The 21,844-nt window shown below is 47.5% G+C and carries 18 protein-coding genes; 13 read left to right on the top strand and 5 right to left on the bottom strand.

Going from position 1 to position 21,844, the window contains the following annotated elements; genetic code table 11:
- Positions 1-1,175 precede the first annotated feature (1,175 nt).
- The 7 genes from ACO0K2_RS19210 (at position 1,176) to fabI (ending at position 11,069) form a co-directional block, all read left to right on the top strand.
- The gene (locus tag ACO0K2_RS19210; RefSeq protein WP_423021671.1) at positions 1,176-3,071 is read left to right on the top strand and encodes an ABC transporter substrate-binding protein; all 1,896 of its coding nucleotides are present in this window, start codon (positions 1,176-1,178) and stop codon (positions 3,069-3,071) included.
- A gap of 109 nt (positions 3,072-3,180) precedes the next feature.
- Positions 3,181-4,119 carry an ABC transporter permease gene (locus ACO0K2_RS19205; RefSeq protein WP_423021670.1) on the top strand — a complete coding sequence of 313 codons (939 nt, stop codon included), beginning with the start codon at positions 3,181-3,183 and terminating at the stop codon, positions 4,117-4,119.
- A gap of 9 nt (positions 4,120-4,128) precedes the next feature.
- Entirely contained in the window at positions 4,129-5,289 is a 1,161-nt protein-coding gene (locus tag ACO0K2_RS19200) for an ABC transporter permease (protein WP_423021669.1), read from the top strand.
- Positions 5,290-5,297: 8 nt separating this feature from the next.
- Complete coding sequence (locus ACO0K2_RS19195; protein WP_423021668.1) at positions 5,298-7,004, top strand: ABC transporter ATP-binding protein; 1,707 nt, start codon at positions 5,298-5,300, stop codon at positions 7,002-7,004.
- 130 nt (positions 7,005-7,134) lie between these two features.
- Positions 7,135-8,508 (top strand): TldD/PmbA family protein, encoded by a 1,374-nt coding sequence (locus tag ACO0K2_RS19190; RefSeq protein WP_423021674.1) that lies wholly within the window; start codon positions 7,135-7,137, stop codon positions 8,506-8,508.
- Complete coding sequence (locus ACO0K2_RS19185; RefSeq protein WP_423021667.1) at positions 8,508-9,830, top strand: metallopeptidase TldD-related protein; 1,323 nt, start codon at positions 8,508-8,510, stop codon at positions 9,828-9,830. Before ACO0K2_RS19190 ends, ACO0K2_RS19185 begins: the two co-directional genes overlap by 1 nt.
- Positions 9,831-10,274: 444 nt before the next feature.
- Positions 10,275-11,069 carry an enoyl-ACP reductase FabI gene (gene fabI / locus ACO0K2_RS19180; RefSeq protein ID WP_423021666.1) on the top strand — a complete coding sequence of 265 codons (795 nt, stop codon included), beginning with the start codon at positions 10,275-10,277 and terminating at the stop codon, positions 11,067-11,069.
- Between the two features lie 64 nt (positions 11,070-11,133).
- Here the strand turns inward: fabI and ACO0K2_RS19175 are convergent, their stop codons facing one another.
- The 4 genes from ACO0K2_RS19175 to modA are packed head-to-tail and all read right to left on the bottom strand — an operon-like array spanning position 11,134 to position 13,956.
- Positions 11,134-12,057 carry an ABC transporter ATP-binding protein gene (locus ACO0K2_RS19175; RefSeq protein WP_423021665.1) on the bottom strand — a complete coding sequence of 308 codons (924 nt, stop codon included), beginning with the start codon at positions 12,055-12,057 and terminating at the stop codon, positions 11,134-11,136.
- Entirely contained in the window at positions 12,054-12,749 is a 696-nt protein-coding gene (gene modB, locus ACO0K2_RS19170; RefSeq protein ID WP_423021664.1) for a molybdate ABC transporter permease subunit, read from the bottom strand. The genes ACO0K2_RS19175 and modB overlap by 4 nt, the downstream gene beginning before the upstream one ends.
- Positions 12,749-13,195 (bottom strand): TOBE domain-containing protein, encoded by a 447-nt coding sequence (locus tag ACO0K2_RS19165; RefSeq protein ID WP_423021663.1) that lies wholly within the window; start codon positions 13,193-13,195, stop codon positions 12,749-12,751. Before ACO0K2_RS19165 ends, modB begins: the two co-directional genes overlap by 1 nt.
- Positions 13,192-13,956 carry a molybdate ABC transporter substrate-binding protein gene (gene modA, locus ACO0K2_RS19160; RefSeq protein WP_423021662.1) on the bottom strand — a complete coding sequence of 255 codons (765 nt, stop codon included), beginning with the start codon at positions 13,954-13,956 and terminating at the stop codon, positions 13,192-13,194. The genes ACO0K2_RS19165 and modA overlap by 4 nt, the downstream gene beginning before the upstream one ends.
- Before the next feature lie 114 nt (positions 13,957-14,070).
- On the opposite strand from modA, the gene bcsZ reads away from it, so the two are divergent.
- The 6 genes from bcsZ (at position 14,071) to ACO0K2_RS19130 (ending at position 20,942) form a co-directional block, all read left to right on the top strand.
- Positions 14,071-15,258 carry a cellulose synthase complex periplasmic endoglucanase BcsZ gene (gene bcsZ / locus ACO0K2_RS19155; RefSeq protein WP_423021661.1) on the top strand — a complete coding sequence of 396 codons (1,188 nt, stop codon included), beginning with the start codon at positions 14,071-14,073 and terminating at the stop codon, positions 15,256-15,258.
- Positions 15,259-15,598: 340 nt separating this feature from the next.
- Entirely contained in the window at positions 15,599-17,044 is a 1,446-nt protein-coding gene (locus ACO0K2_RS19150; protein WP_423021660.1) for a DEAD/DEAH box helicase, read from the top strand.
- 150 nt (positions 17,045-17,194) lie between these two features.
- Entirely contained in the window at positions 17,195-18,253 is a 1,059-nt protein-coding gene (selD, locus tag ACO0K2_RS19145; RefSeq protein ID WP_423021659.1) for a selenide, water dikinase SelD, read from the top strand.
- Positions 18,254-18,275: 22 nt separating this feature from the next.
- Positions 18,276-19,211 (top strand): transaldolase, encoded by a 936-nt coding sequence (gene tal, locus ACO0K2_RS19140; protein WP_423021658.1) that lies wholly within the window; start codon positions 18,276-18,278, stop codon positions 19,209-19,211.
- A 141-nt stretch (positions 19,212-19,352) separates the two neighbouring features.
- Positions 19,353-19,982: a CatA-like O-acetyltransferase gene (locus ACO0K2_RS19135; RefSeq protein ID WP_423021657.1), complete on the top strand. Its 630-nt coding sequence runs from the start codon at positions 19,353-19,355 to the stop codon at positions 19,980-19,982.
- Between the two features lie 99 nt (positions 19,983-20,081).
- On the top strand, positions 20,082-20,942 hold the full coding sequence (locus ACO0K2_RS19130; RefSeq protein WP_423021656.1) for a hypothetical protein: 861 nt from the start codon (positions 20,082-20,084) through the stop codon (positions 20,940-20,942).
- A 29-nt stretch (positions 20,943-20,971) separates the two neighbouring features.
- On the opposite strand, the gene ACO0K2_RS19125 is transcribed toward ACO0K2_RS19130, so the two are convergent.
- The gene (locus ACO0K2_RS19125; RefSeq protein ID WP_423021655.1) at positions 20,972-21,796 is read right to left on the bottom strand and encodes a substrate-binding periplasmic protein; all 825 of its coding nucleotides are present in this window, start codon (positions 21,794-21,796) and stop codon (positions 20,972-20,974) included.
- Between the last annotated feature and the right edge of the window lie 48 nt (positions 21,797-21,844).

Genomic DNA, 21,844 nt, shown 5'->3' with positions numbered 1-21,844 from the left:
GCGGAGGTTTTACCTCTTCCACGATTTTAGTCTCCATTGGCTTTTGGATGATCTGTACGATCTTTGTCCCTAAGCCATTGAGCAGCGCATACAACAGCACTAAGTGAAATGCTAAAACCAGCCCCATGCCGAGGAACTTCTTACCCGGCTCTTGCTGGCGATTTGAAAAATCCATTAAAACTCCTCCCGAACCACAAGTTCTACTTCTACTATTTGACTCAAGTCAAAACGTCTCACACAAAAAAATAATTATAAATGTTACGGAGCTCTGTTCGGGACACAAATTAAACATTGCACCGCAAAACCATTTATTAATTTACTTATAGAGGAAACACCAAAATATAAGTCATGCTTTTTAGCAAAAACGACTCACACAATTTTGCAAACCTCTCATTTCATATCGCACAATTTGCAGAATATGGATTGGCAGGCAATAACAAAAATTCTACATCTTATTCTAAATGGTAATTACTACTCGCAATTGCTTATTTTTTGTCATTAAATAAGTCGATAAAACAGCTTAGCGTCTACTCACATCAACGAGGAGCGAGATTAAACGACAATAAATGCCGTTTCAGCGCTTTTCTGATTACACTTGACCCGGTCAAACGTTACCACCGACTATTCGATGTAACTCAGTGTAAATAAACTTTATTTTTGCGTTTTATTCTGAAAATTTTTAGGCCAAAAAATTTCCGAAGGCGCATAAAACCATTTCATGACACTCACTGTCAATACTTTGGACTTCAAAATTCGCCGAAAAACAACAGAGCGCATTTTGCCAAAAAAAAGCAATAAAAGGAAATGCATATTTTTGTGCCATGCAGCATAAATTTGGTGCATCGATGCTTCTTATTCGTCTCGTTTCCTTGAAATTTGCCAATTAATTGACTAAAGCAAATAAAATTTCTTTTTATGTACTATGCAACAATAAAACGGGGTGAAATTTTGTTGCGCACATCACCGTCATTAATGCAGAACAGCATAAAAAGTCGCAGCCGATTTCAAAAAATCCCCTTAATCGACTTCATTCAATAAAAATTGCCCAATTTCAGTGCAAGTAAAAAAATGAAAAATATGTATCCAAACGCCCTTGCAAACCAAACATCAGTTAAGGTAACGACGCATTCGTCACGTACGTTCATCAGAAACAGGTAAGCAGGAGTATCCGTCGCATGAATTTCAATGTTTCATTCAAGCAAAAGCATTCACTTTTCGTTCCCCCTCGTTCGGCTTTAGAAGCGCTTCAACGTCGTACCATCGCTGCCTTGTTAGGATTGACTCTCTGCGTTAGCGCTCCTATGGCAGTCTTCGCACAAGATGCGAAAGCGACTGGCTCTGCGACAAATCCTCCCACCTTTGCGGATCCGAGTAAGGTATTTCGGACGATATTCCCAGTAGCGGAAACGGGGTTTGATCCTATCGGAGTGAGAGATACCTACTCACATGCGATTGTCGAGGTGGTATTTGAACGTTTGTATGGTTATGACTATCTGGCAAGTCCAGCCAAAATCATTCCACAAACCGCCGATGGCTTGCCGGACATTTCGCCCGATGGGAAAACCTTTACGATCAAATTGAAAAAAGGGATTCTGTTCACCGAGGACGATGCGTTTAAGGGCAAAAAGCGGGAATTAACTGTTAACGACTACGTTTATTCGATTAAACGTCTGATGGATCCTCGAACCGCATCTGCACATAGCTGGCTGTTTGAGCAAAAAATTATCGGCCTCGATGACTTAGTCGCGAAAGCGAAAAAAACTGGCAAATTCGATTACGACGCAAAAATTCCTGGCATCGAGGTGTTAGACAAATACACCTTACGCCTTCACTTATTACGGCCAGATTTTAATTTGACGATGATATTTTCGCACCCAGCGACTTCGGCCGTCGCACGTGAAGTCGTTGAAAAATACCAAGACCAGCAGGGGCTGGTGATGGCTAATCCGGTTGGAACCGGGCCTTTTAAAGTGACAGAGTGGGTGCGTGGTTCAAAGATTGTGCTCGACGCCAATCAAAACTATCGTCCCGTCTATTGGAACTTTCAAGGTGGGAATAATTCAGAAGATCAGAAAATTACGGCAGCCATGCAGGGGAAGCGACTGCCTCAAATTGGACGCATTATTGTTAGTGACATTCTCGAAGACCAATCTCGTCTACTGGCTTTCCAGAAAGATGAAGTCGACCAATTTCAGTTATACGGTGGACTGGCACCCCAAGTTCTCCGGGATGGTAAATTAAAACCAGAATTTCAACAAAAAGGTATTCAGCTCTCACGCATCGTCGACCCGGAGCTCACTGTGTATTACTGGAATATGCGTGACCCGGTTTTTGGTGGCTTATCGAAAGAGAAAATTGCACTTCGGCGCGCGATTGCGATGGCCCACAATGTTGACGACGAAAACCGTATCGTTGAAAACGGCGAGGCAGTTCCACTGGAGTATCCTATTCCACCAGGTGTCGTCGGTCATGACCCTCAGTATAAAAGCAGCATCCAATATGACCCCGTCGCCGCGAATGCACTATTAGATAAATTCGGCTACAAAAGAGGCGCAGACGGCTACCGTAATTTACCGGATGGGAAGCCATTTCAGATTAACTACACATCACAAACCGAATCTCGCGGACATTTGCAAGCAGAAGTGTGGAAAAAAACGTATGACAGTATCGGCATCCGTATGAACGTTGATTTCCGCCCCTTCGCAGAAATTCTCAAGGCCGAAAAAGATTGCCACCTGACACAGCGCATCTCCCCTTGGATCGCTGATTATCCGGACGGCGACAACTTTATGCAGCTCTTTTATGGCGCCAATATTCATCTCAACAATAACGGTTGCGTTGCGATTCCCGAATACGATCAGTTATATGAGCAGTCGTTAAAGTTACCCGCCGGACCAGAACGCGACCTGCTGTATCACAAGATGGCACGCATTATGGAAGTCTACTCAGCACAACGACTTGGGTACGCACGTTACCGGAACATGCTCTCGCAACCACGGGTGATCGGATTCAAAAAACATCCTGTCATGCTGACCGAGTGGATGTTTATCGATATCGATAAAAATAAGTAAAAAAGAATAGCGCCGTGTGGCATTTGATCTCGGATGACGATGCCCATTCGCAAGAAACGACAATGAATAAAAACATGTATCACACTCAGATTGACAGCGAGACCTTCCAATGATTGCTTACATCCTCCGCCGCCTATGGCAAATGGCACCGACAATGCTCGGCGTTATTTTGCTGGTATTTTTCTTGTTTAACTGGGTGGGTGGCGATCCCGCTTATATTTTGGCTGGCAAGATGTCCAACCCTGCCCAAATTGCCAACATCCGAAAACAATTAGGCATCGATCAGCCTTATTACATCCAACTATGGATTTTTATAAAGCAAATCGTAACCTTTGACTTTGGAAATAGTTGGAGTACTGGTGAGCCAGTCTCCTCCATTATTCTGACGCGTCTTGGACCATCGATGGCCATTCTATTACCGCTAACGATTTTAGAGACGCTCACGGCAATCGCGCTGGCATTAGGTATTGCCTTCCGTCGTGGCTCCTTCACTGATCGCGCAGTCATGATTGCCTGCACGATGGGGATGTCTATTAGTATTTTGGTCTACATCATCGTTGGACAATACTTCTTCGCTTACCAATTCAGCCTGTTCCCAGTACAAGGCTGGGGAGAAAGCTTCGCAGAAAATTTATTTAAATTCTCTGCATTACCGATCCTCATCGGCCTCGCTGTGAGCGTTGCACCAAGCTTGCGTTTGTTCCGTACGTTTATTTTGGATGAAGTCAATCAAGATTACGTCCGCACTGCGCGTGCAAAAGGCGTCTCTGAACATCGCATCAAATGGGTCCACGTTTTGCGAAATGCAGCCATTCCGATCATTACGTATGTCATGTTCAATCTTCCTGCGTTATTGATTGGCGCATTTTTGATCGAGCGATTTTTCTCGATCCCTGGCATTGGCCGCGAAGTTATTCTTGCCGTAGAACGAAGTGATTTCCCTGTCATTAAAGCAATCACGGTCTACGTTGCTGCAGCGACGATGATCTTTAATTTATTGACCGATCTTCTGTATCAAGCAGTCGATCCACGCGTTCAATTGAAATAGGACTACAGCATGAATCCATCGCTTCAACAAACTTCTCACGTCAGCGTAGCAGCACAACCTCAATCATCCCCGGGGCTGTGGGCACTCGCATGGCGTCGTCTGCGTGCCGACAACATCGCAATGATCGCGCTCGCGATTGTCGTCGCGTTTCTTGTCACTATTTTTCTGTCATCCATCGGCGTCATTGCCGCAGATTGGGAGGTGGAAACAGGCATCTCGTATGCACCACCGACTTTTACTGTCAGCAAGGATGCAATCAGTGACGCGACAGACGTAAAGCAAGCTAAACAATCGAGTCAAACGTCGATTTCTGGGACGGATAATCCATTGGATCCGCTCAGAGATGTCATCAAAAGCTTGCGACATCAAGAACACGCGGAGTCCGGTGTCGTCACTGAAGACTATGGCATTGTCGACCCCCTCGAAAAAGAAATGAGTGAGATACGTATCGCGTTGGCGAAATCGGGTAAAGCAGCGACGACGATTCGTGCCGCAACTCTGCCATTTGGTGCCGATAAATGGGGACATGACATCATTAAAAAAACCATCAAAGGAGCTGAAACCTCGATCCTTGTTGGCATTATCGCTGCCTTCTTGGCGACCTTACTCGGCACCTTATTTGGTGCGGTTGCAGGTTATTTTGGTGGACGAGTCGATGATTTGTTTAACTGGTTTTATAGCATATTCACCTCCATCCCTTACCTCTTATTGATTTTGTCAGTTGCCGCCGTACTGCAACAAAAAGGGATCTCGACCATCATTCTGATTCTGGCATTCACAGGTTGGACGGGGCCATTCCGATTGATGCGCGCAGAGTACATGAAGCACAAGGCACGCGAATATGTCTGGGCAGCAGACGCCATCGGCGCATCACACTGGCGCAAGATGTTTATTCATATTTTTCCGAATGTGAGCCATGTCGCATTGGTTCAGGTATCGATTTTGGTGGTGGGTTTTATCAAATCGGAAGTGATTCTCAGTTTTCTGGGATTTGGTGTCCCTGTCGGAACGGTCTCTTGGGGCAGCATGCTGAATGAGGCTCAAAATGAACTCATTCTCGGAAAGTGGTGGCAACTTGTTGCAGCAACAATGGCAATGGCCGTCTTGGTGACTGCTTTTTCTTTATTTACCGACGCCTTGCGTGACGCCCTCGACCCTAAGCTGAAATAAGGATCCATATGAAAACTATCGAACCAGCGTCCCCTGCTTTGCTCAAGGTCGACAACCTAAGAGTGTCGTTTCGAGTGTCAAAGAAAGAATACGTTGAAACTGTCAAAGGGATTTCATTTGAGATCCCGCATAACACCACCGTCGCCTTAGTCGGCGAATCCGGCAGCGGCAAATCGGTCAGCTCGCTTGCTGTGATGGGTTTATTACCCGTCGACACATCGCGTATTGCCTCGGAGAGTCAGATTGTCTTCGAAGGAAAAAGCTTGCTGGATATGAGTCTCGCAGAAAGACGTCAGCTTTGTGGCAGAGATATCTCGATGATATTCCAAGAGCCGATGACGTCTCTCAATCCCGTCTTTACCGTCGGATTTCAGATCGCTGAAGTCTTACAGCTGCACATGCAGATGAATGCTCAGCAAGCACGTAGCCGCGCGATTGAGTTATTGGAAGAAGTCGGCATACCTGACCCTCAACGCAAAGTCGACGCTTACCCAAGCCAACTATCTGGTGGGCAACAGCAACGCGTGATGATTGCCATGGCTATCGCCTGCGAACCGAAATTATTAATCGCAGATGAACCGACGACGGCTCTGGATGTCACGATTCAAAAACAGATTATTGATTTGATTAACGCCCTACGTATTAAGCGCCAGATGTCTGTGCTTTTCATCACGCACGATTTGGCACTGGTGGGTGAGATTGCCAATCATGTCATCGTGATGCGCCATGGCGAGATCCGTGAAGCGGGATCGGTTGAGCAAATCTTTGAACGCCCTGCAGATACTTACACACAAGCGCTTTTACATTGCCGTCCGAGCTTGGATCATCGTCCATGGCGCTTACCGGTTATCAGCGATTTCATGGACAATCACGGAGAACTTCCGCCACAAGAAGAGCGCACCCGTGGGCTTCGTGGTGATGAAGAAATTATTCTCGACGTCAGAAATCTGAGTAAGAGCTTTTTTACTCGGGAAGGCTTGTTTGGAAAAAAAGAATTTAAAGCAGTGGATCAAGTGTCGTTCAAACTTGCCCGAGGAAAGACGCTGGGCGTCGTAGGCGAGTCCGGATCTGGAAAAACAACCGTTGGATTGAGTTTGTTACGACTACATCAGGCAACAAGTGGTCAGGCAATCTTTGATGGCAAAGATATTCTGTCGATGTCAAATAAAGAATTTTTGCAGTACAAACGTCGCATTCAGATTATTTTTCAGAATCCGTATGCCTCTCTCAATCCGCGCTTTACCATCGGCCAAATCTTAATGGAACCGATGCGCATTCATGAGATTGGACAAACCGACGCCGAACGCGCAAAAATGGCGCAACAACTTCTTGATAAAGTGGGATTACCCTCGACGGCATTCCATCGCTACCCCCATGAATTTTCTGGTGGACAGCGTCAACGTATTGCGATTGCACGATGCTTGACAATGAAGCCTGAGGTCTTGGTGTGTGATGAGTCGGTGTCTGCTCTGGATGTGTCGGTGCAAGCACAGGTACTCAATTTACTGCAAGATCTTCAAGAAGAGTTTGGGATGTCTTACATCTTCATTTCACATGATCTGGCGGTGGTGAAATACATTGCCGACCAAGTCATGGTGATGAACAAAGGGAGAGTCGTTGAACTCGCTAATGCCGATGATCTGTATCACCATCCGCAGCAAACCTACACAAAAACATTGCTTGGTGCGATCCCACGCGGCTTGCAGCACGCCTGAGGTGATCATCGCAATGCACTGTCACCGATATGCAATAGAAATCGATCTCGCTCATCAGCGCAAGGAGTAGCAATTGGAATCTGTCAAAAAAATATTCAATGCAGTGCTGCCATCGGTCGATTTTTGCTCGATGCGTATCGTTGATGAGCGTTCGGAACACATGAGTGTGCGACAAGATATCTTGCAACCGTTGTCAACAGCGCGCAGCCATGGCGCAATGATTTCGGTCATTCATCAAGGTGGCTATGGGTATGCAGCAACCAGCGATTTATCTCGCGGCGGCATCCAAGAAGCGATCACGCGCGCAAGGGACTGGGCAACGATGAGTGCTGGAAAATCCGTAACGAATTTCAGCGCCCTCCCCCAATCATCGGCCAAAGGACATTACCACGGACCAACAGCGATACCCTGGTCCAGAGCCGATATGATTGCACTGTTAATGCAAGAATCAAGCACCTGTAAAATCGATGACCGCATCGTTGACTGGGGTACCGCCATCTCCACAACCCATACAGATCAATGGTTTTTTAGCAGCCATGGTGCGGATATCTATCAACACTTTGATTATTTCATTCCTAATCTCAGTGTCACCGCGCATGAAGGAACGGAGACGCAAACCAGAACACTCGGCGGTCAATACAACGGCTTTTGTCAGCAGGGTGGCATCAATATCCTCGAGCGTTCCGGGTTTTACGGCGCTGGAATTCGTGTCGCGCAGGAGGCGGTTGCATTGTTAAGTGCACAGAACTGTCCCTCTGGTCGAATGGATTTGTTGCTTCTACCAGAGCAAATGATGCTGCAAATTCATGAATCAATTGGTCATCCCTTAGAGCTTGACCGCATTCTTGGGGATGAGCGCAACTTTGCTGGAACCAGTTTCGTGACACCGGAAATGTTTGGACATTTTCAATACGGTTCTTCGCTGCTGAATGTGACTTATGACCCGGAGAGAGATGAAGAATTCGCATCGTATCGCTGGGATGATGATGGCACTCCCGTTGAGAAAACATGGCTCATTAAAGACGGTGTTTTACAGCGTCCCCTCGGCGGTACGCTCTCGCAGGCCCGTGCAGGATTGGCTGGTGTTGCCAATTCGCGGGCGTGTGATTGGAACCGGCCGCCGATCGACAGAATGGCGAATTTGAATATTGAACCTGGGCACAGTACATTATCCGAGATGATTGCATCGATCGAAAATGGGGTGCTGATGAATACCAACGTCTCATGGTCCATTGATGACTCTCGTAATAAATTCCAGTTTGGTTGTGAATACGGTGAACTGATTGTGAACGGAGAACGTAAAGGTTTAGTGAAAAACCCCAACTATCGTGGCATCTCTGAAAGTTTCTGGCGCTCACTCAAAATGATGGGTGATGCCTCAACCTATGCAGTGATGGGAACACCATTTTGCGGCAAGGGTGAGCCCTCACAGGTAATACGGGTAGGACATGCTTCGCCCGCCTGTTTATTCGGTCAAGTTGATGTGTTTGGAGGGGGCGCGTAATGCAAGATTATTTTCATAAGCTATCTGCATTTCTGCGGAGTCAAATCAGCTCTTCCGAGCAGTTCACGTGCTGGCTTTCGGCGGAAGAGACCGACTTCGTTCGGTTTAATCGTAGCGCTATTAGGCAACCGGGTCATGTACGGCAATGTCATCTACGACTACAACTACTCATCGGTCGCCGTCATGCAAGTAGCAGTTTTCATCTAAGCACAGAGTGGGAGCAGGACTGTCTTGCTTTGCAAGAGACCGTGACGATGTTACGAGAGCAATTGCAGGATCTCCCTGAAGATCCCCATCTACTCATTGCCACTGACATCCATTCTACGCAGCATCAACAGGCATCAACGCTACCCTCCACCGAAGATATGGTGCTGCAAATTCTCGATGCAGCAAATGGACTCGATATGGTTGGTATCCTTGCGACGGGGAGTCAATACCGAGGCTTTGCGAATTCTTTTGGTCAACATAATTGGTTCGAAACACATAATGTGAATTTCGATTGGAGTTTATTTTATGCCTGCGATAAAGCGGTCAAATCGAACTACGCTGGTTTTGCATGGAACGCCACCGAATTTCAACAAAAATTTCTGGCGGCCAAAGAGCAACTAACACAACTGGCATTACCAGCAATGAGCATTCCTCCCGGAAGCTATCGTGTGTACCTGACCCCGACAGCGCTCAATGAATTGCTCATGATGCTCAATTGGGGTGGCTTCTCTGAGAAATCGTTACGCACCCATCAAAGTTGTTTGCGACGCTTACACAGCGGGGATGTCCGCTTACATTCCGATATTTATCTCAGCGAAGACAGTACCGCCGGTCTGGAGCCTGTCTTTCAACCTCAAGGATTTATCAAGCCTGACCACATCGAGCTCATTCGTGCTGGCGAACTATGCGGAAGCATGATTGCACCGCGAACCGCAAAAGAATACGGCATTCAAAGCAATGGTTGCACTGATGATGAATCGGCGAAGTCTCTCCGTATGCGACCAGGTACGATGCCAATGACTGAGGTACTACAACGGTTGGGAACGGGCATTTACATTAGTAATTTGTGGTATTTGAATTTTTCTGATCGCGCACATTGCCGCATCACAGGCATGACGCGTTTTGCCTGTTTTTGGGTTGAGAACGGCAAGATCAAAGCGCCTCTCAATGTGATGCGCTTTGATGAATCGCTTTTCAGGATATTAGGAGACGATCTCTTAGCCCTAACGCAGGAAACTGAAACCGTGATGGATGACCGCTCATACGGCGAACGGCATACGGGTGGCGCCATTTTACCTGGTGCTCTACTCAACGCAATGCGATTTGTTTTGTAATGAATGGCGAACGGCGAAAGGATACGCAGCGCCTTCAGGACTCTATTCAATCGTCGAAAAATCGGACGGGCGTGCGTTTTAACACGTGGATAGAAGAGCGAAGATCATCGGATTCATTGATCGATACATCCATCGTACCGGCATACCCAAGATGATCGCGTTATTTGCTATTTTGAAATTATTTGTTTCAAGATGATGAACTTATTATTTGCCCGATTCGCGCTTAACAACTACAATTCCGTCCTATTGTCGTGAATCCGATTAATCGGGAGCAATCACCATCTGCAGACGACTGCAAATACCAGCGGCAAAGAAACACATTTGAAACGTATCTAGGCTAATGAAGTTACCGTTAGCAAAAACCACAGTGTAGTATTGATGCGGCTTTTGGAGGTTTTCCGTCCTGTGAGCCGCATCAATACTACGAAAATACCTGGAGTCAACATGGCATTTCTGCAAGGCAAAAAAATTCTGATCACTGGGCTGCTGTCCAACCGCTCTATCGCTTACGGTATTGCACAGGCGTGCAAGCGCGAAGGCGCTGAGCTGGCGTTCACTTATGTCGGTGATCGTTTTAAGGACAGAATCACCGATTTCGCTGCAGAATTTGATAGCAAATTAGTGTTTGATTGCGATGTTGCCAGCGATGAGCAAATCGAAGCGGTGTTTAAAGATCTCGGACAACACTGGGATCACCTCGATGGTTTGGTTCATGCTATTGGCTTTGCACCGCGTGAAGCGATTGCTGGTGAATTCCTCGACGGTTTCTCCCGTGAAGCATTCCGCATTGCACACGACATCTCTGCCTACAGTTTCCCAGCAATGGCAAAAGCAGCTCTGCCACTGTTGCGTGAAGATTCATCGTTATTGACACTGTCCTACCTGGGTGCGATTCGTGCGATTCCGCATTACAACACCATGGGTCTGGCAAAAGCATCGTTAGAAGCTTCTGTACGTTATCTGGCCGAAAATCTGGGTAAAAAAGGTATCCGCGTCAACGGCATTTCTGCTGGCCCGATCAAAACTTTGGCAGCCAGTGGCATTAAAGACTTCGGTAAGCTCTTAGGCTTCGTCGCTGAACACGCTCCTCTGCGCCGTAATGTGACCATTGAAGATGTCGGTAATACTGCGGCCTTCTTGTTGTCTAATCTGGCCAACGGCATTACTGGCGAGATTACGTATGTTGACGGTGGCTTCTCCCACGTCATGGGTCTGAACGCTGAGTCTTACAATCAGTAATCCAACGTATCGTATCAACGATATCGAAAAAAAAGCTGCCATGGCAGCTTTTTTTATTTTCTATTTACCGAACGGCGTTCGCCGTAAAAATCATTGGGCTAAACGCTTTCGTGGCAATCGAGATCACATCGCCAGGATGTAAGTGGGCCGCTTCTTCTTTATCCGCAATCACCTCCACAATATCCTGTCCCACGAGTAAAGATAAAATATACACCACCTCTTCTTGACGCACTGCCAGCACCTGCGCTTGCAACTGCAAGCTGCCTTGTCGTTGCTGTTGTAAAAAAACAGAGGATGGCGAACCCGAGCGCACAATACGCCCCGCTTCGATCACAAAGACGTGCTGCGATAATTTAAATACCTCAGCGATATCGTGGGTCACTAAGACGGTGGTCAACCCATACTCTCTATGTAACGCCAACACCACATCTTGCAACTGTGCACGCATCGCATTATCGAGAGCAGACAAGGGTTCATCCAACAAAAGCAGCGGCGACTTTCCATCCTGGGCGGTTTGCAAAGCGCGTCCCAAGGCACGTGCCAGCGCAACGCGTTGTTTCTGACCTCCCGATAGACTGGCGGGAAATCGATCTCTTAATTCCACAAGCCCACTGGCCGCTAACAACCGATCAACCTCAACGTTCGACGCTTTCTTTCGATGTGACGCCGTAGTCATCCCATAGGCCACATTGTCTGCGACACTGAGATTGGGGAATAAAGCGTAGTCTTGAAACACCATCCCGAGCGTACGCTGTTGTGGAGGGACGGCAAGACGTTTTTGGTCATCAAACCATACGTTATCCGCCACTTCAATGGTGCCGCTATCGGGATGAACTAGTCCTGCCAACATCCTCAACACTGTTGTTTTACCCGCGCCAGAGGGACCAAACAAAGTAACGAACGCACCACGCTCAATCGTCAATTGGACATCTAACTGCACACGTCCTGTTGACGCATGCAATGCTTTACGACATGCCATCTTGATCATGAGCTCACCATGCCAGAACGGACTAAATACGCATGACGACGATTGAGCATATAAACGATCAGCAAAATACTGAAACTTAATGCAAAGAGCACCCCAGCGTAGACATGCGCGGCTGCGTAGTTAAGACTTTCCACTTCGTCATAAATGGCAATCGACGCCACTTTACTGACACCAGGAATATTGCCACCGATCATCAATACAACCCCAAACTCACCAATGGTATGGGCAAAACTCAACACAACACCGGTCAACAGTGCAGGCTTAATATTAGGCAAGAGAATGTGTCTGAGACTGTACCAATCGGACTTCCCTAAGGTACGTGAGGCCTCAAGTAAATTGGGCGGTAGGTTTTGCAACCCGGCTTGTATCGGATGCACCATGAACGGCAAGCTGAAAATCACCGAGCCGATGACCAATCCAGCAAAACTAAAAACTAATTTAAGATGCAGATAATGCTCAAGCCAGTGCCCGAATGCCTGCTGCGGACTAAATGCCAATAACAAATAAAACCCCAGCACAGAAGGTGGCAACACTAACGGCATACTGACCAAGGTCTCGAACAGCGGTTTCAGTTTGCTTTGGGTGAGGGCAATGCGATAGGCCAGCGGAACACCAATCACCATCAACAAACAAGTCGTCACCGTTGCCAATTTAAATGTTAGCCAAAGTGGTTGCCAATCGAGATCATTCATCACACCACCCCCATCTCTGAGGAAGACTGAATGGTCATTTCATTCGACTTAATCAATGCCTCCACGAGGTCGCCAACAGCTAATTGCAGTCGTTGTGTTGATCGGGTCGTAATCACGGCACTGATTGTTACAGCATCCTGAGAAGATTCGTGCACCAATCCATCAACTGCCATGAGAATTCGCGTCAGAATCTGTCCGCCATCGATATGCAGGATGCGCCCTGGAATACGGTTACGTAGACTGATGCCACCCGACAACTGTTTGGCAATAGCGACTTCTGTTTCCTTAAACATGACGCTTACACGTTGCCCAGATGCCCACGTGGCGAGTTGCAAAGGATTCCCTAACAGCGTCGCCGACAAAGAAAGGTGACCAGCAGAGACGTCGACGAGTGCAACACTGCCATGCGCCTCTACTGCGAAAATGACACCCTGAAGGCGGTTCATGGCAAAAGATAGCCGTACCGCTCAAAAATAGCGCGCGCTTTAGCAGAGTATAAAAAATCATAGAACTGCTGCGCCGTTTTGGCATGATGGTCTCGCCCATAAGTGAGGACAACTGCTCCTTGCGCGATCGGTTGGTAGAGTGTTTTTGGTACATCTACCCACTTGCCTTTTCCTTGCATTTCAGGGGACAGCACCACTGACTTCGCAGTAAAACCAAGGTCAACAGCCCCGGAATAGATGTATTGATTTGTTTGTGCGATGCTCTCACCAAACACCAGCTTAGGCTGCAAGTTCTGCTCTAGTTTAAGCGCATTAAACACCTTGATCGTCTCACGCCCATAAGGGGCCGCTTTAGGGTTGGCAACGCCAATGTGGGTCGTCTGATTCGCAGTCAATGCAGCCTGCCACTGTGTTAGGTCGATGTTTTTTGTCGTCCACACCACCAAAGCGCCATACGCATAGACTTTTGGTGCTGCTGTGGTCATGCCATCTTTGTAAAGCTTTTCAGGAAATTCCATGTCAGCGGAAACAAAGACATCAAATGGCGCACCATTACTAATCTGTGCAACAAACTTCCCCGATGAGTTGATAGTGCCGACAGCATCGTTTCCTGTCTCTTGCTTAAACGCCGCACGTAACTCGTCAAATGCATATTGAACGTTCGCTGCAACCGCAACTGAAATCGTCTCCGCATACGCGCCAGCTGACAAACTAAACAACGACAAAAATATTGTAATTAAAACTAGCTTTTTTGCTCTCAAAATTTTCTCCATCGACTACACTGTAGTCTGATACATTTTTGCCCATCGGCACTGACAGCGAGATTTTATTGACACGCATCGTATCAGGCCACCTAGGATTACTCAAACAAACCTATGATGACATTTCAATCATTAACGACTATGTTTCGCCTTCCATTTTCCGCAAAACGGACAATTCATATCGTTTTTGCTATTGTAGCGATGCTAGGCACAACGTGCTCTGTGGCAGAAAACACAGGCTGCGTTGTCACATGGCCAGAGTGGGAACAGTTTAAACGAACGTTTATCACTCTTGACGGACGCGTCGTTGACCTGAGTGGAAGCATCAAACCAACGGTATCCGAAGGCCAAGCATATGCCATGTTTTTCGCATTGGTAGCCAATGATAAAGGCACATTTCAGAATCTACTCAAGTGGACAGAAAATAATTTAGCAGAAGGCGATCTAACCAGTCACCTTCCAGCCTGGCAGTGGGGGCAGCGGTCAGACAACAGTTGGGGCATCATTGATAAAAATGCCGCCGCCGATGCCGACTTATGGATCGCCTATACCTTAAGTATTGCAGGAGAGGTATGGGGTAACAAGCGTTATACTGCGCTCTCCATCTTGCTCGCCAAACGCATTCTCAACGAAGAAACTGCAGAGATACCGAACTTAGGATTAACCCTACTACCGGGACCGCAAGGATTTGCGCTGGGCAATAATCAATGGAAACTCAATCCGAGCTATAGCCCGTTGCAACTCTTACGTTGGTTTGACCACACCGACAAAGACCCCCGCTGGAAAAAATTACAGGCTTCCTCATTAAAAGTGATTCTGGGCGCCTCGCCGAAAGGCTATACCGCGGACTGGATTCATTACCATGCAAACGAGGGCTTCATGCCCGACCTGCAAGGGGCCGAGCAAGGCAACGGCGGCTACAATGCAATTCGCGTGTATTTATGGACGGGTATGTTGGCAGACAAAGATAGCGATCGCCCCACCTTACTCAAAACCTTGCAGCCAATGGCGACACTCACGGAAAAAAAAGGTTATCCGCCTGAATTCATCAACATTCAAACGGGGGAAGTCAAAAACACCGGTTCAAGTGGCTTTTCGGCGGCCCTCCTGCCCTTCTTGCAAACAAGCAAAAATACAACCGCCTTGCAGCAACAACAAATGCGACTGCAAGCCCAACCGATAAGAACGAACCATTATTACGATCAAGTACTCAGTTTATTTGCACAAGGATGGATGGCGCATCGCTTTCTTTTTCAGACAAATGGTGCCCTTGACCTAGCTTGGCAAAAGACATGCAAATAAAATAACTCCCCCTCCATTCTTGATAAATAATGCTTGTCGTCAAAAAAAAGTGCGGTTTTTGTCGAAATCATGTATCATCACGTTTTTGCACCGCAATAAATCGCAGCAAAAAGAACTGTAGCATCGCAAGCCTGTGCACATCCGGATCGGATGGTGCATGTAAAAGCCCTCCCGCCCTGCATGTCTAGATTCACCAAAGACATCATCCCGGCGCAAAGCTTTTGTGCCGAAATCTCATTGTCGTCCGTAGTTGGATTTTCTGTGTTCATTTCGTTTGGTTGGCGCTGCATTTTTGCGCGCGTTACGTTTGCATCGCGCTAAATTTTTACGAAAGAATTCCATGAGTTTTGAAGCACTAGGCCTCCACGTTAACCTGATCCGCGCATTGACTGACTCTGGCTACACCAAGCCAACATCGGTTCAAGAGCAAGCCATTCCTGCCGCGATTCAGGGTCGTGACCTGATGGTCTCCTCCCAAACTGGTTCCGGTAAAACAGCAGCATTCATGCTGCCAGCTTTGCACAAATTGATTTCCGCTGAAGTTGTCAGCTATGACAACAGCAAAACACCAAACCAAGAACGCCAATCTGCACGCTCCCGTGGCGATCGTCCACGTTTCGTCGCTGCCAAGCCAAAAATGTTGGTCTTGACTCCGACACGTGAGCTGGCGTTGCAAGTCACAACAGCCACAGACAAATACAGTGCGTACTCCCGCCGTATTAAAGCCGTATCCATTCTGGGTGGCATGCCTTACCCAAAACAGATGCAATTATTGTCCCGCAATCCAGAAATTTTGGTGGCAACACCAGGCCGTTTGATCGACCACATGGAATCCGGCAAAATCGACTTCTCCGAGCTGCAAATGCTGGTACTGGACGAAGCGGATCGTATGTTGGACATGGGTTTTATTGACGACATCGAAAAAATCGTTGCCGCAACACCACCAACACGTCAAACCATGTTGTTCTCCGCTACGTTGGACGGCGTCGTTGGTAACATGGCGAAACGCATCACGACTGAACCGTTGATCGTTCAAATCGCTGGCTCTGCAAGCAAGCACGAAAACATCCAACAAAAAGTTCACTTTGTGGATGACTTGTCGCACAAAAATCGCATGCTCGATCACCTGTTGCGTGACGTTTCTGTCGATCAAGCCGTCGTCTTTACAGCAACAAAGCGTGATGCAGATACCATCGCTGATCGCCTGAACATTGCCGGTTTCGCTGCAGCAGCATTGCACGGCGACATGCATCAAGGTGCGCGTAACCGTACATTAGATGGCTTGCGTCGCGGTCAAATTCGCGTTTTAGTGGCAACAGACGTTGCTGCTCGCGGTATCGACGTTCCAGGCATCACTCACGTATTCAACTACGACTTGCCTAAGTTCCCAGAAGACTACGTTCACCGTATTGGTCGTACTGGTCGTGCAGGTCGTAAAGGTTTGGCGGTTTCTTTGGTCAACCACGCAGAAAGCATGCACGTCAAACGTATCGAACGCTTCACTAAGCAGTTGATTCCTGTCGATGTGATCGAAGGTTTTGAACCAAAGAAAACAGCAGCACCATCCCGCTCTTCCACAGCGCGTAAGCCAAGTGGCTGGAAACCAGGCGATAGCCGCAAAACAGGTAACAACTTTGGTAGCAGCAAACCAGGTCAACGTTCTTTCAGCAAGCCAGCAGGCGCCGGCAACGGTACAGGCTCTGGCCCACGTAAAGAAGGCAGCGGCGGCTACAAAGGTAATCGCTCTAACGAAGGTAGCACACGCCGTTCATTTGGCGACTACTGATCTGTTATAGCCATTACTAGATAAGCAATATCATGAAAAAGCGATCACTTCGGTGGTCGCTTTTTTTATACTTATTCACTTTTCAACACGACATCCACCAAGACGGCGCCGGGCGTATAATCATTTCTTTGATTTCACCATACATGTTCTATGACAACATCACATGAAACACCCGTTCGTCTCACCTCGTTTTCTCATGGTGGCGGCTGCGGCTGCAAAATTGCGCCAGGCGTTTTGTCTGAAATTCTGAAAAAATCGACTGGTTTCCCTGTGCCCAAAGCGCTGATGGTCGGCATCGAAACCTCCGACGACGCCGCAGTCTACCAACTCAATGACGAACAAGCATTGATCGCAACGACTGACTTTTTCATGCCGATTGTGGATGATCCGTTTGATTTCGGCCGAATTGCAGCAACGAACGCAATTTCAGATGTCTATGCCATGGGTGGCACCCCCATTATGGCACTCGCATTGGTTGGCATGCCGATCAACCAATTGCCACTGGATGTGATCGGCAAAATCATTCAAGGCGGCGAGTCGATTTGTGCTGAAGCAGGCATACCGATTGCCGGCGGTCATACCATTGACTCCGTTGAGCCAATCTATGGCCTGGTCGTCATGGGACTGATCCACCCATCTAAAGTCAAACGCAATGCCGATGCTAAACCTGGTGATCGATTAATTTTAGGAAAACCCTTAGGTGTCGGCATCTTATCCGCTGCCCTCAAAAAGCAAGCCCTTGATGAAGCCGGCTATGCCAGCATGATTGCGAGCACCACGAAACTTAATCGTCCCGGCCAACACTTATCGCAATTAGCTGGCGTCAATGCGATGACTGATGTGACAGGCTTTGGCTTACTTGGTCATTTATTGGAAGTCTGCCGTGGTGCAAACGTACAAGCCCATTTGCGGATGAAGGATATTCCGCTCTTGAACAACGTGGAACAATTAGCCACCAATGGGTTTGTGACAGGTGCATCAGGCAGAAATTGGGCCGCGTATGGCACCGATGTCAGATTGCACAGTGACATTACCCCAGCACAACAAGCCCTCCTCACTGACCCGCAAACATCCGGCGGGCTCTTAGTGTCCTGTGATGCGAGTGCTGTAGAGAATGTATTAGCCATTTTCCGAGAGGGCGGCTTCTTTGAAGCGGCCGTGATTGGTGATATCGTTGCAGGATCACCGATCGTTGAAGTTAACCCCTGACGTTTTTGAGATCGACCACACCATGAATCAACTAGAACAACTCAAGCAATACACCACTGTTGTCGCCGATACAGGCGACTTTCAGGCAATCAAGGCTTACACCCCCAAAGATGCGACAACCAATCCGTCTCTGATTTTAAAAGCGGTACAAAAACCAGAGTACAAGCATTTACTTGAAAAAGCGGTCGCTGATACCGCAGGCAAATCGATTGATGAAACCATCGATCATTTGTTGATCGCCTTTGGCCTGCAAATCTTAAACGAAATTCCTGGTCGTGTTTCAACAGAGACAGATGCCCGTCTTTCATTTGATACGGAAGCGACAGTGGCAAAAGGTCGCCAATTAATCGCGATGTACGAAGCGGCTGGCGTTCCTCGTGACCGTATCTTGATCAAGATTGCATCAACGTGGGAAGGCATTCGTGCGGCCGAAATACTAGAAAAAGAAGGCATTCGCTGCAACATGACCTTGCTGTTTAGCTTGGCACAAGCAGTTGCATGCGCTGAAGCAGGCGCGCAACTGATTTCTCCTTTCGTCGGAAGAATTTACGACTGGTACAAAGCAAAAACGGGCCAAGAGATCTTCGGCGCGGATGATCCAGGTGTTCTGTCGGTCAAACGGATTTACTCTTACTACCGTAAATTTGGCTACAAAACAGAAGTCATGGGCGCGAGCTTCCGTAACACGTCCCAAATTCTGGAATTGGCAGGCTGTGATTTATTGACGATCAGTCCTGATTTACTACAAAAGTTAGCCGACTCACAGAGCGCCGTGACGCAAAAACTGAGCACCGAACTGGCGTTGCAATCAGATATCGCCAAAATCGACATGAACGAAAAGGTATTCCGTTTCCTGTTAAACGAAGATGCGATGGCGACAGAAAAGTTATCCGAAGGCATCCGTGCATTTTGTGCTGACACCGTCAAGTTGGAACAAATGATTACAGCGATGCGCTGATATCGGTATCGATTCTACTGATCTTATTCGTTGAGTACTACATGGGGATAGTCTGACTATCCCCATTTTTTATCCTTCTGCGCCAGCAAGAGCGCATCACTCAAGGTATCATCTTGCGATCCTGTATATCACTCAGTCATCATGAAAAAAATCGTTGATCTTCACTCTTGGAACCGTGCCGAACATTTCGCGTTTTTCTCAGCGATGGACGAACCATTTCATGGAATTATTGCTAATGTCGACTGTACACGTGCCTATAGATGGTGTAAGCAGGAGCAACAATCGTTCTTTCTATACTATCTGCATAAAACGCTGATCGCGATCAATCATACCGACGCCATGCGATATCGCATCGAAGATCAGCAGGTCGTTGACTACCATCGCATTCATGTCAACGCGACAGTCAGTCGCGATGATCATACGTTTGGTTTTTGCCCGATCTATTTCGAAGAGGATTTTGCTTTATTTAGCGCACAAGCAACGCGCCAAATGCAATCCGTCAAAGAGCGCAGTGGATTATGCTTTAACGATGAATGTGCACGTAATGACGTTATTCATTTCTCCGCCATGCCGTGGATTCATTTCAGTGGCATTACCCACGCACGACAATTAGACGGCAAGGATAGCGTCCCTAAGATTTCCGTTGGAAAATATGAAATGCAGAATGAAAAAATGATGATGCCGGTGGGAACCTTCGTGCATCATGGTTTGGTGGATGCCTACCATGTACATCAGTTTTTAGATCGATTACAAACAGAACTGCAATCTTAATTGACAACCGCACCACCGTTGAATACGTAGTTTTCCTGATAGAACTGCGATAAATACCTCCTATGATGAAGGAACAAAAACAACAACAAAGGAGATGACATGTTTATCAAATCACTACGTCAACAATGGCAGCAACATCGTGCCGAGCACTTTATTCGCACGTCACGCTATGAAGACAAGTTAAGAGACCTACCGACTGGCTTGTTTTTATACTGGCAAAAAGCGGCTCCTGCAGAATTCCCGGGCATTCCACAGGATGCCTTTTTTTTCGCCCAAGCCAGTGAGGGCTTAATCCGTTTTTTTGATTGCGTCGCCCAAAGTCCACTTGCCTGCGCACTTCCCTCCAAGGCGGCTGATTCTGTATGGCATGCTTGGAACCACTATTCCTCCATCTCACTCGACCAGTATTGCTACAAGCACTTTGGCCGTACGATCCCTCATTTGGATGAAACAGAGATGGGAGGCGGCATCGATCACGCCTTAGCCGCATGCTTGGTTGCAGCCCGAAAACAGGATCGCATTTCAGATCTCAGCACGGCAGTACCCACCTTATTCCGTCTCGATGCGCAACTCCATATGCCGAACGGTTATGCCTATCGACATCACTCAGGAAAATTGGGCTTCAGAAATATCAGTGCATACGGCACTCCCGAGGGAAGCATGATCTTCCCAGAAAGTTTTCAACCTAATGCATTATTCGCACTCGGTCTACTTAACGAGCACAACTACAACATCCTGCGTCAACGCGCTCTCGCTAGGGGAAAACATACATCATCTGATACAGGATTTTTTTTGGGACCGACTTCCGGTGGCACTTCAACAGACGCTATTCATTGCGGCGGCGCTCACAGCGGTCATACCACTGACTGTAGCAGTTCACATGGCGGAACCAGCTGTGGGTCTAGCTGCGGCAGCAGTGGTGGCAGTAGTTGCGGTAGTAGCTGCGGTAGCAGTAGCTGAGCGTAACGATTTCTCTTCGAATAGGGCGATCAATCCCGCAATAAGCGCATGATTTCACCATTGCGCCGACCAGCATCAATCACACGATTAAGCTCTTCCATTGGAAACGTTGCGATTTTTTCTTTCGAAATCGCAATATAGGCTGGTTCGCTTAACAAAGGATTATCTAAGACCTTGAGTTGTTGCGGGTCGAAGCCAGACTCTTTCAATTCAAGTATGACCTGCTCCACATTACGATGGTGATTTGCGTAAAGCATGACATCACAGCGCCCAGCAAGCAATTTTGCGACGCGAGCGCGCAGGTTGTCACTATCCTCTTCCACCTGAAATAAGTGATTTTTCGCAGCATCAAACTCTGCGCCATAGGATACACCGCGAAAAATACTGACACGCTTGCCCGCCAACGCTGCGAGATTGGGGATGGGGGTCGCAAACGATTTATTGACCAACATCCAGACATTGGATTCATAAATCGCGTGCGAGTATACAAAATGTTGCGCGCGTTGTGGCGTCACCGATAATCCCCAGATTGGCGCAACACCTTCATTGGCAAGTTTTAAGGCACGATTCCAAGGGTATCCCTGTAAGCGAAAATGAATCCCAGACTTTTGACTCAAATAATCCACGAGGCGCTGGATAACCGGTTTGGCTGGAAGCGGTTGATTCATTTGATCTGTTAACTGCCAGATCAATAAGGGTATCGCTTTATGATCACCAACCTGATCGCTGCTCTCATCACGGCCCTGACTCGCAAAACTCAGTGCAGGCACCAATAGTGCAAGCATCGTCAGACGTCGTCTTTTGTTCAGACTATAGGGACGAGTGGTTTCGCGTTCTCGCATAAAACTGTTCATTCTGGCTACGCCTGTTTCTCTTTAATGAGTAACGCTGGATAAGTAACT

The organism is Undibacterium sp. MH2W (genome assembly GCF_049340215.1).
Taxonomy (GTDB): Bacteria; Pseudomonadota; Gammaproteobacteria; order Burkholderiales; family Burkholderiaceae_D; genus Undibacterium.
This window is presented reverse-complemented; position numbering and strand designations above follow the sequence as displayed.